We start from the raw sequence: 10,293 nt of genomic DNA, 5'->3' as shown, positions 1-10,293 counted from the left end.
AAAAAAAAAAAAAAACCAAAAAAAACAACCCCACCCCAAACAAAACCACCACCACCCACACCCCACCCCCCCCCACAAAAACCAGCCCACCACCCCCCCCCCCCCCCGGGGGGTGTTCCGGGGTTCCGGTCAGGGGGTGGGCGGGGTCCAGTCGGCGGGCAGGCCGGACTGGGCGAGGACGGTGGCGAGGCTGTAGTGGTCCTCGTCGGAGGTGATCCGGCCGCGGTTGTCGAGGTCGAGAAGGGTCGTCATGGGAACGGCGAAGGGCGTGGGCGCGCCCTTGAGGTGGCCGGCGTAGACGGCGTCGACGGTGATGCGGCCGCCGTGGCGGTGGGCGGCGCGGACGGTGACGTGGACGCTGTCGATGAGGCTGTCCGCGCGGGCCTTCCAGCCGGCGATGTCCTGGCGGCCGTGGAAGGTGACGCCCACGGCCAGGTCGGTGTAGGTGCCGTCCGGGCTGAACAGGGCGCCGAGCGCCCGGGGGTCGGTGCCGTTCCAGGCACAGGCCCAGGCGGTGACGATCCTGGGCGGGCGCCGGTGTGCGTCCTGTGCCGCCGAGGCGGAGGCAGCGGGCGCGGTGCACAGGGCCGCGGCGGCGATCAGCGTGACCGTGGCGCGGGCGGGACGGGACATGATGGTGGCTCCTTCGGGCGTGGGTGTGTCGGGCGGTGGATCCGCGACTCCCGGCGGGTGGGCCCTCGGTCGGGCCTGCCGGCGGCGGGGTCCGCGGGCGGTGCTCAGCCGTTGGTGGTGTCCAGGGGGTTGTCGGGGATCCAGGAGCCGTGGATTCCGGCGGGGACCCGGCGCGGGAGGTGGACGGTGGCGATCCGGTCGAGGCCGGACGCGTCGAGGACCAGGAGCTGGGAGGCGTCCTGCTTGAGGTCGGAGACGACGGTCAGGAGGTAGCCGTCGTCCTCGCGGGTCGCTCCGGCGGCGGGGACGAAGACGGCTTCGCCGGGCAGGCGGGCGTCGCCGGCCTGGTGGATGCGGCGGGCGCCGGTGGTGCGGTCGTACTTGACCACGCCGTAGGTGCCGAAGCCCTTCTCGTCGGGGAAGGAGACGGCGTACTGGTAGCGGTTCTCGGAGCCGAGGTAGGTCTCGTTGAGGGTCGGGAACTCCACCGGCAGGTCGTCGATGATCTGCTCGTCGACGGTGCCGGCCGCCGTGTCGATCACCCAGCGGCGGGTGTAGGAACGGGCGTTGGGCTCGGCGCCGCGGCCGGGGGCGCCCACCCACCAGTTCCAGGAGAGGTGGAAGCCCTCGCGGTCCACGGTGGGGCCCTCCAGGACGATGCGGCCCCGGCCGTCCTCGTAGGCGTTGGCGACGTGCAGCATGTTGCCCGGCTCGATGGAGAACCAGCGCACCTGCCGGGCGCCGTCCGCTCCGCGCGGCATGACACCGATGCGAGCGGGCTGGGCATCGCTCCAGCCGTAGGGGATCCCGGAGTGCTCGTTCGGGTCGAAGGTGACGTTGCCCTCGACGAAGACGACGTGGCGGCGGGTGATCGCGAAGTCGTGCTTGAGCGAAGCGGTCGCGCCGGGGACCTCCGTGCTGTGGACGATCTCCCCCTTGGCGTCGGCGACGTAGTACACCAGGTGGGGCGGGAAGGGCGAGGACCCGAAGAAGTGGAGCTCCCCCGTCACCGGGTCCTCCTTGGGGTGGGCGGTCATCGCGGTGCGCAGCTTGCCGTCGAAGTCGAAGGCGCTGACGGTGTCCAGCTCCCGGGTGAGCTCGAAGGGGAAGTTCGACTCGCACAGGGCGAGCAGCCGGCCGGCGTGCTCGATGACGTGGGTGCCGGCGGCGCTGGCGGTCAGGTCGGGTCCGTGCTCGGTCATGTAGGGGGCGCCGTCGAGGGCGGGGGTGTGCACCCAGCGGTTGCGGTACCACTCGGCGCGGCCCTCGCGCAGGCGGATGCCGTGGACCATGCCGCTGCCCTTGAACCAGTGGGTGGGGGTGACGCCGGGCTTGGGGTTGTGGCCGTTGCGCAGCAGCCGTCCCGTCAGCTCCGGGGGCAGGGTTCCCTCGACGGTGAGTTCGGTGGCGGTGATCTCGTCGGCGACGGGGGTGTAGTGGCCGGTCAGGTAGGGCTTGCCGGTCATGGCGGGTCTCCTTCGGTGGGCGACGGTTCGTCGGACGGGGTGTCGTGTCGTCAGGCAGGTGTGTGGGGGCCGTGCGGCCGGTTCACCGGGTCCGCGAGGCCGTGCGGGGCCGCGGGGCCGGCGGGTCGGGCGCCGGGCGCGCGGGTGTGGAGCGGTCCGCGGTGCGGCGGGTGAGGAGCGCCGCGAGGAGGGCCGTTGCGGCCAGGACGGCGGCCGAGGCGGTGAACGCGGCCCGGTAGCCGGCGGTGAGCGCCTCCAGGTGGGGCTGGTGCGTGGCGGCGTGGGCGGTGACGGATCCGGCGAGGGTCGCCAGGGCGGCGAGGCCGACCGCGCCGCCGACCTGGCGGGTGGTGTTGACCAGTCCGCCGGCCAGTCCTGCATCCTGGGGCGGGAGTCCGTCCACGGCGAACGCGGTGAGCTGGACGAAAGCGATGCTCAGGCCGAGACCGACCAGGATGCTCGGACCCAGGACGTCGGCGAGGTAGCTCCCGTCGGCGCCGACCCGTGACAGCCACAGCAGGCCCGCGGCCTCGGTGAGCAGGGCGGCGGCCACGGTCGCGGCGGCGCCGATGCGCCGGGAGACGCGCGGGGCGAACGCGGATCCGAGCATGTTCGCCGCAGCGAGCGGGAGTTGGCCGGCCCCGGTGGCCAGTGGACCGGAGCCGAGCACCTGCTGCTGGTAGAGCGGCAGGAAGAAGAACAGGGCGATCCACACCGACCCCAGCAGGGCCATCAGCAGGTTCCCGGCAGCCACCCGGCCGACGGTGAGCAGCCGCGGCGGTATCAGCGCGTTCGGCCGGCGGAGCTCGATCACCGCGAAGGCGGCGAGCAGGACGACGGCGGCGCCGAGAGCGCCCCGCACCCGGACGTCGCCCCAGCCGGCGTCGCGTGCGGTGGTCAGCCCCCAGACCAGGCAGGTCAGGGCAAGGGTGACGGTGGCAGTGCCCATCAGGTCGAACCGCCCCGCCCTGACGCCGGCCGCCGGTGGGACGAGCACCACGGTGGCGGCCAGGACCAGCACCGCACCGAACCCGACGCAGTGGAAGATCCACGGCCAGCCCCATGCCTGGGTCAGCACGCCGCCCAGCAGGACACCGCCCGCGCCTCCCGCGCCGGAGACCGCGCCCCACACCCCCAGGGCGCGGCCGCGCCCGGGACCGGCCGGGAACAGGTTCATGGCCAGGGCGAGCGCGGCCGGCGCGATGGCGGCGGCGCCGAGGCCCTGCACCGCGCGGGCAGCGATCAGCACCCCCGGCGCGTGGGCGAGTCCGGCTGCCGTCGAGCCTGCCGCGAACAGCCCGAGGCCGGCGATCAGCACCCGGCGGCGACCGAACAGGTCACCCGCCCGTCCGCCCGCCAGGAGCAGCGCACCGAACGCCAGACCATAGGCGTTGACCACCCAGGTGGTGCCGCCCTCCGACAGGCCGACACCGGCGCGGATCTGCGGCAGCGCGACGTTCACGATCGAGGTGGCGAGCATGACGGTGAACTGGGCTGCGGCGAGGACCGTGAGCACGGCCGCCGGCCGCCGGGCGGGCGGCGTCCGCCCCGGCTGTGTGCGTGGGAGGTTCATGACACACAGCCTGCTGCGGGGCGCTGTCCACTCTCCAGGCCCGGCAGGAGCGGTGAGTGTCCACTCCTGTCCGCACCTGTCCACCCGCTCGTGCCGGTGGCCTGCGCCGCGGAGCTAATGTCGACGGCCGTGCAGTTCCTGCTGCCGCAGGGCCCCGCCGAGCAGGTCCGGGCCCTGTCTCAGGTGGCTCAGGTGGCGCAGGTAGCTGCCGCAGGGAAGGCCGAGGCGGCGGACGGCGGCTTCCCGTGTGGCGCCGGAGACGTGACCGGGCCTCAGGGCGTCGCGGACCGCACGCCGCCCGGGTCGTGGGTCCGGCCCGGCCGGGCCGCCGACGGCCTCAGCCCCACCAGGCGCTGGCCTCGTTGCCCTCGCCGGGTTCATCGCGCCCGGCCCGGGCCCGATCGACTTCCAGCAGGACGTTCAGCGCAGCCGCCGCGGCCGCCGCCACCGGCATCGCCTCGTTCACCGCGCCGAACGCACCCTGCAGGTCCCCGCCATGCCAGGCCCGGGCCGCCCTCGCCGCCAGCTCGCCGAGTTCGGTGATCTTCGCCAGGGCGGCCTCGGGCACTGCGGCCTCGTCAGATGCGTTCATCCGGTCATCATCGCCGCCCCGCACCCCCCGAGTACGGCAGCCGGGGCCCGTGTCGGCCACGGGCGCAGTCACCAGGTCGTGCTTCCTGCGCAGCACGCTCCGGTGGGAGTGCCTCGGGTCAGCTGGGAGGACCGGACCAGATGACGTTCTTGTGCTGCAGCCCGGCGCCGTAGTTGAACTCGACGGAGAACGGGTCGGCCGCGCTGTTGGGCAGGGCGTACGCCGACAGGCTGGTGGCCTCCTGCCCGGGAGCGAGAGAGCCGGCGAGGAATTTCATCCGACCGCTTCCGTCGATCAGCGTGAAGACGAGGTTGCCCTCGGCGTCCCGCACGAAGGGCGACCCCGACCCGTAGAGCGAGAGCTCCTTCGATCCGGTGTTGGCGACGGTGATCCTCACCTGGATGATCTCGGCGTTCTTGGGGGCCTCGAACACGGTTTCGTCCGGAACGTAGGGCTCCGGCTTGGCCGTCGTGACCTTCAGCCCGTCCTCGTACGTGTAGGACTGGCCGAACGACAGGCGCCGGGCCCGCTCGTCCGCAGCCTTCTTCTCCCGCTCGGCCTCGATCCTCCTGTTCTCGGCCTCGGTCCGCTCCTTCTGCTTCGCCACCAGCTGCTCTGCGCGAGCGCGGGCGGCGTCCGCCTCTGTCCGTCGCTCCTCGTTGACCGCCTGCACGTGCGCCACGACGAACACCCCGGCGCCGGCCGAGACCAGCAGGCCCGCGACGCCCAGGATCACGCCCGCGAGCGCCATCGCCCGATTGGTCGCCAGGCCCTTGCGCGCATGGCCCAGCCCGATGGCACCGAAGATCACGGCAAGCAGGGCCGGCAGCCAGGACAGCCAGAACAGGACGATGACGAGGCTGAGGACGGCACCGACGATCCCGAGCACCATGGCCGCGACGCCCAGGCCGTTACGAGGCTGCGGCGCCGGCATCCCGTACGGCGGCCAGTACGGCACACCCTGCCCGTGACCCTCACCCTGGCCCGGACCCGGCGGGGCCCACGGGTTGGCATCGGCCGATCCGCCGGCGGACTGCGGGCTGTCGGGCGGGGCAGGAATGGTCATGCGAAATCCTTCAAGCACGTTGAGACGATGAGCGGCCGTTCGGCCCCGACGCCGAAGTCTGTCCTGACCACCCGGCGACAGCGACCCGATTTCCGCAGAGCAGCCACCGGCCCCGCCCGGACCCGCGCATCGACACTCCGGGACGGATACCGACAGGTGCGGCGGATGATCAACATACAGGTGCCCGGCGACGGCCCCGACAACGGCTGACGACGCGCCATGAGGCGCGGCCGGCACAGGCCACCGACCAAAGGAATGCCGAGAAACACGGTAGGCCCGGCACCTGGGGTGCCGGGCCTACCGAGGTTGGTAGCGGGGACAGGATTTGAACCTGCGACCTCTGGGTTATGAGCCCAGCGAGCTACCGAGCTGCTCCACCCCGCGTCGGTAGGCACGACTGTACGGCACTGTGGCCGGGCATGGGAAATCCGTTACCGCCCGGCACTCTGCGCCGGCGCCGCCCCGCCGTGCCGCGAGAGGCGTGGCCGGCCCGTCGGGGTTGTTCGCGCCGCTGCCGGTCAGGAACGCAGCTTGGGGAGCAGTGCCCGGACGGTTTCCGCCATCGCCGGCCAGGCACCCGCCACCTGCTGCTCCGTCAGGGCGTTGAGGCTCTGCACCTCGACCTCGCACTCCAGATTGCCGTCCCGGACCAGCAGCCGCAGGTCGTTTCGGAACGGCTCGGCCTCCTTGAGGTTCTCGTAGCGGAAGGCCGCCCGGCCCAGACCCGGCTCCTGCTCCACCGCGCCGCGGGCCTCCTTCGGCGCCGAGGACAGCCGGAACTCGTACTGCTTGATCGCGGTGGCCACGTCCTTCCAGGCGGTGCACTGGACGATGGACCGGCCGTCCCCCTTCGTCCCGGCCGTGGCGAAGCCCTGCAGGCAGGCGGCGCCGCTGCCGGTCGCCGGATCGGAGCCGGTCTCCCGCCCCTTCGGCGGATCGGCCGTCGGAGCGACGGCGGCGGTCAGCGGGCCGAAGTCGACCTTCGGGCAGAGATCCGACGGCGGACGGTAGTCGCCCGGCCCGTCCGTCGGCCCGGCCGCCGCCGCACTGCCGGACGACCCCCTCGCACCCTTGCCGTCGGCGGACGCATTCCCGCCCCCTCCGCCGCACCCCGACAGCGAGCCCAGGACGAGCACCGTGCCCGCCGCGACCGCACCCCACTTCACTGCCCAAATATCCCTGACTGCACGGCTCATGACGCCCCTCCAGAAATCCGGCCGGTTCCTGGGAGTACAGGCTAGATGGCCGGGCCGACAGGGTGCCGGGGCCGACCCACCCGGCGCCGGCAAGGCCGTGCATCCTCTGCCACCTCGCTGTTGTGGGCAGCGTGTCGGGACGGAAGGGGCCAGGGCGTTCGGTCGAGGGCCCGCATGGTGTGGCGCCGACTGCTGTTCCTGCAGGACAGCTGTCTGCCGCCGAGGCGTGCCCGATCCCGCTCCGGTGGGCCGCCGTGCGGCCCTGCCCTCCCGCCGGTGCTCTCGCACTGGGCGACCTTGTCCCAGGTCGCGACGCCGGCGGAACCGCAGCCCTGCCCACCACCGTCTGACCGCACCTCCCCCGAAGGTCCCGGCGGCCCGCCTCCACCACACCGTGGCGGAGACGCGACCACCTGGCCCTTCGGACGTCCACCCGTCCAGAGACGGACCGTCAGGCGCACGGGCCGGTCGAGGACTTGAAGGTGAGGAGCCGCCGTGCCGGCCGACCGTTCCACCGCGGGCCGGAGGGCTTCAGGACCCGGTCGGCCGTGGCCCGGTCGGCCGCGGCCGCCGAACGGGCCGCGGCTGCCGGACCGGGGTCTTCGCCGCATCTTTCGTCCCTTCTCCGCGCGGAGCGGAACCGTGGCCGGGGGCGGGGGCGGCGGCGAACCGGCCGCCACACCGCCGGCAGCGATCAGCAGGACGGCACCGCCGCCGGGCGGGTGGGGATCAGCGGCGAGGCCACGACGCGGCGGCGGTTGGCCTGGCGGAACTCCTCGGCCACCCGTCCGCACCCGGCGCACTCGTCCAGGTGCCGGGCCAGCTCCCGTCCGCGCCGTCGGCCGGGCCGCCGCACGGCGCCGGTCAGCAGCGAGGTGAAGTAGCCGCACTCCAGGGCGGTGCCCTCGTCGACGTTCGCCCGCAGGTACGCCTCGCGGAGGCCCGCGCGGGCGCGGGCGGCCAGCGAGCGCACCCCGCTCGGCGTCATGCTCATCCGCTGGGCGACGACGGCGGCTGACTCGCCCTCCACCACGAAGAACCAGAGCAGCACCTGCCACCGCTCGGGCAGGGACCGGTAGGCCTTGGCGACCAGCGACGCCTCCTCGGCGGCGAGCAGGGCACCCTCGGTCTCCGCCTCGTCGGCGAGGTGCTCGGCCCAGCTGTGGAAGTCCTCGGGCAGCAGGACGCGGTCGGTGGTCTGGGCGCTCCACTCCATCGCGGTGCGGCGGACGCAGGCCTTCAGGTACGGGCGCCAGGCGTGCCGGGGGCCGCGTCCGCGGGCGACGGAGAGGTAGGTACTGGCGTAGGCCTCGGCGGCGAGGTCCTGGGCGGTCTGCGGGTCGCGGCAGAAGCGGCGGGCGTAGGCGAGGACGGCGCCGTGGTGGCGGGTGAACACCTCGGCCATCACCTCCCGGATCCGGGAGCCGCCGGTGGTGGTCGGGCTGGCGGCGAGCGCCGCCGCGAGTTCGGCGTCGCTCAGCGCGCTCAGCTCTGCGTCGCTCGGCTCTGCGGCGCTCGGCGCGCTCGGTCCGGTGTCGTTCGGCGCGCTCGGCCCTGCGGCGCTCGGCGCGCTCGGTCCGGTGTCGCTCGCCGCACTCGGTTCGGCGGCGCTCAGCGCGCTCGGACCGCTCTTGCGGGTGCTGGTTCGAAGGGTCACCTGGTTCCTCCTCAGCTCTGGCCTTCTCACGGTGGGGAGTTCGCGGGCCTGGCCGGCGTGTCGGCCGCGCAGGCCGGGACGGGGAACTGCCTGGATGAAGGGCATCGACGGCGTTCTGCTGCTGGGGCCGCCGGGACGGTGTGGCAGGAAGGGCCACAGCACACCAGTCCCATGGGTTTCAGGGCAACACTCTTCAAACCGGCCGTGCGCCCGGTGATTCCGGATCCGAATGTGGGGAAACCGCGTGCAAGGCGACACAGTGGCGCACAGATCGCGCCGTACCGGCCAGTATGGCCCCTTGCCGCCACTCCCAAAGCCCTGGCGGGACCCCGTCAAGTGCAGGGGCGACGAAATAACAGGAAATCTCATACGGCATTCGCATGGTTGGACGACCGCCCCGGCCAGCCTTCGTGACACTCTGTCAGTTCGTGCTACTGCCCTTCCGGCCCTGCGGGAGGGTGGAAAAGCGATATAGGGCGAGGGTTCCCGCCGGCCCGTGCCGGTGAGAACCCTCGCCCTGTTGTCGTTGTTGTCCCTGGTCACCCGCTTCCGCTGTGCGTGTGTGCTCCGGTGTGGTCGGCCCCACCGACCACCGAACCGCCGAGCAGACCGTGCAGGAGGTCCGCCGTGGCGTCCGAGAGGACCACCACCCATCCGTCACCGACGAGGTACGAACCCCCGTACGCCTTCGCCTCCGTGAGCCAGGCGTCCTGGGCCGGGCCGGCCGGGAAGGTGGCGATCCAGATCTCCTCCCCGCCCGAGGTGCACAGGCCCTGCCTGAGGTCGGCCGCGTCGGCGGTGATCTCGGCCGTGCAGCCGATCCGCTTGGCCAGGTCCTCGACCGAGCTCCGTGCGGGGCGCTGCGCCGCCTGCGACGGCGCAGCCAGCCCGCCTGCTCCCCAGAGGAGTTCCGCGCTCCCCAGGAGGAGCAGGACGAGCAGCGCGGCCCATTTCAGCCCGGTTCGGAGGGTGCGCTCGCTGCCGACCGGTGCGAGGGCGGCGGCGGGCGACCTCACTTGCCGGTCGCCGCCTTGCCCTGCGGGTTGATGGCCGTCCACGCCCCGTTGCCCATGCCGTTGCCGAGGGCGTCGCCGTAGCCCTGGTCACCGGTGTAGAGGTAGGCCGGGGTGCAGTTGATGCTCAGCTGCCAGCTGCCGTCCGACCGCTGCATCTTGCCGATCAGCTTCGGGTCGACGCCCTTGATCTTCTTGGGGTCCACGGGGGGCGCGGGCGTCCAGGTCTTGAGGCACTCGCCCTCGCAGTTGGAGCGCATCGGCCAGGCCGTGTCCTTGCCGAAGTGGTAGAGCGTGCGGCCGTAGGCGTCCACCATGATCGGGCCGAGCTGGGGGTGGACGAAGACGGAGATCTGCACGCCCGCCGGGGGCTGCTGGGTGGGCTGCGCCATGGTGGTGGCCGGGGCGGGGGCGGTCGGCGCGGTGGACGTCTGGGTGCCGGTGCCGCCGGCCTTGGCCTTGGAGCCGTCGGGCGCCAGGGCGTGCCAGGTGCCGCCCACGCCTTCGCCCTTGGTGTCGCCGGGTGCGCTGTCCTGTGCGTAGCGGTAGGCGGGCCATCCGCCGACCGTCAGCTGGCGGCTGCCGTCGGCGCGGGTGATCTCGCCGAGCTTGCTCGCGTCGACGCCGGTGCCCGCGGAGGTGCTGTCGTCGTTGACGACCGGCGGCCAGGTGGTGGCGCAGGTGCCGGAGCAGTTGGACGCCGGCGGCTTGGCGGTGTCCTTGTCGAACCGGTAGAGGGTGAAGCCCTGGCCGTCCGTCAGGACGGAGCCGAGCTTCTCGTCGACCCGGACGGAGAGTTGTCCGCCGGGCTTGCCGGCGGTGCCGCTGCCGGAGGCGCCGGTGGAGCCGTAGTCGCCGTAGGCGCCGGCGGGGGCGGGCGTCGCCCCGGCCAGCTGGCTGGTGTCGGACTTGCCGTTGGACGGGCTGGCACTGCTGTTGGCACTGCCGAAGGCCGCCATGAGGACGAGGCCCGCGAGCAGGAGGCAGACCGCCACGAGGCCGTATCGTTTCATCGTCAAGATCTTCCTTGCCTTTCCATCGGTTGAGCCTGGGCTTGTCGAGGGATCGCTGGGTCAAGATCGGTGGGTGAAGGGGTG

The 10,293-nt window shown here is 73.0% G+C and carries 9 protein-coding genes and 1 tRNA gene; all 10 read right to left on the bottom strand.

The features are described from left to right. Positions 1 to 129: 129 nt before the first annotated feature. On the bottom strand, positions 130 to 633 hold the full coding sequence (locus AB0P35_RS27430; RefSeq protein ID WP_363515671.1) for a nuclear transport factor 2 family protein: 504 nt from the start codon (positions 631 to 633) through the stop codon (positions 130 to 132). Positions 634 to 737: 104 nt separating this feature from the next. After that, positions 738 to 2,099 carry a carotenoid oxygenase family protein gene (locus AB0P35_RS27425; protein ID WP_363515668.1) on the bottom strand — a complete coding sequence of 454 codons (1,362 nt, stop codon included), beginning with the start codon at positions 2,097 to 2,099 and terminating at the stop codon, positions 738 to 740. A gap of 82 nt (positions 2,100 to 2,181) precedes the next feature. Then, complete coding sequence (locus tag AB0P35_RS27420; RefSeq protein ID WP_363515665.1) at positions 2,182 to 3,672, bottom strand: MFS transporter; 1,491 nt, start codon at positions 3,670 to 3,672, stop codon at positions 2,182 to 2,184. Positions 3,673 to 4,009: 337 nt separating this feature from the next. Continuing rightward, positions 4,010 to 4,264, bottom strand: a complete 255-nt coding sequence (locus AB0P35_RS27415) for a hypothetical protein (protein WP_363515662.1) — start codon at positions 4,262 to 4,264, stop codon at positions 4,010 to 4,012. A gap of 118 nt (positions 4,265 to 4,382) precedes the next feature. After that, entirely contained in the window at positions 4,383 to 5,330 is a 948-nt protein-coding gene (locus tag AB0P35_RS27410; protein WP_363515659.1) for a hypothetical protein, read from the bottom strand. A 307-nt stretch (positions 5,331 to 5,637) separates the two neighbouring features. Next, positions 5,638 to 5,714 (bottom strand) — tRNA-Met (locus AB0P35_RS27405). Between the two features lie 134 nt (positions 5,715 to 5,848). Further along, complete coding sequence (locus tag AB0P35_RS27400) at positions 5,849 to 6,526, bottom strand: hypothetical protein (protein WP_363515656.1); 678 nt, start codon at positions 6,524 to 6,526, stop codon at positions 5,849 to 5,851. Positions 6,527 to 7,220: 694 nt separating this feature from the next. Next, entirely contained in the window at positions 7,221 to 8,183 is a 963-nt protein-coding gene (locus AB0P35_RS27395) for a sigma-70 family RNA polymerase sigma factor (protein WP_363515653.1), read from the bottom strand. Positions 8,184 to 8,722: 539 nt separating this feature from the next. Continuing rightward, positions 8,723 to 9,199 carry a hypothetical protein gene (locus AB0P35_RS27390; protein WP_363515650.1) on the bottom strand — a complete coding sequence of 159 codons (477 nt, stop codon included), beginning with the start codon at positions 9,197 to 9,199 and terminating at the stop codon, positions 8,723 to 8,725. Further along, positions 9,196 to 10,209: an SCO0930 family lipoprotein gene (locus tag AB0P35_RS27385; protein WP_363515683.1), complete on the bottom strand. Its 1,014-nt coding sequence runs from the start codon at positions 10,207 to 10,209 to the stop codon at positions 9,196 to 9,198. Before AB0P35_RS27385 ends, AB0P35_RS27390 begins: the two co-directional genes overlap by 4 nt. Positions 10,210 to 10,293 lie beyond the last annotated feature (84 nt).

The organism is Kitasatospora sp. NPDC085879, from assembly GCF_040686255.1.
In the GTDB taxonomy this organism is placed as follows: Bacteria; Actinomycetota; Actinomycetes; order Streptomycetales; family Streptomycetaceae; genus Kitasatospora.
Note: the sequence above shows the minus strand (reverse complement) of the source record. Positions and strands in the feature narration are given on the sequence as shown.

Excerpts from the sequence above, each read along its gene's own strand:
- AB0P35_RS27425 (WP_363515668.1), bottom strand. The coding sequence starts at position 2,099 with ATGACCGGCAAGCCCTACCTGACCGGCCACTACACCCCCGTCGCCGAC.
- AB0P35_RS27430 (WP_363515671.1), bottom strand. The coding sequence starts at position 633 with ATGTCCCGTCCCGCCCGCGCCACGGTCACGCTGATCGCCGCCGCGGCC.
- AB0P35_RS27415 (WP_363515662.1), bottom strand. The coding sequence starts at position 4,264 with ATGAACGCATCTGACGAGGCCGCAGTGCCCGAGGCCGCCCTGGCGAAG.
- AB0P35_RS27400 (WP_363515656.1), bottom strand. The coding sequence starts at position 6,526 with ATGAGCCGTGCAGTCAGGGATATTTGGGCAGTGAAGTGGGGTGCGGTC.
- AB0P35_RS27410 (WP_363515659.1), bottom strand. The coding sequence starts at position 5,330 with ATGACCATTCCTGCCCCGCCCGACAGCCCGCAGTCCGCCGGCGGATCG.
- AB0P35_RS27420 (WP_363515665.1), bottom strand. The coding sequence starts at position 3,672 with ATGAACCTCCCACGCACACAGCCGGGGCGGACGCCGCCCGCCCGGCGG.
- AB0P35_RS27385 (WP_363515683.1), bottom strand. The coding sequence starts at position 10,209 with ATGAAACGATACGGCCTCGTGGCGGTCTGCCTCCTGCTCGCGGGCCTC.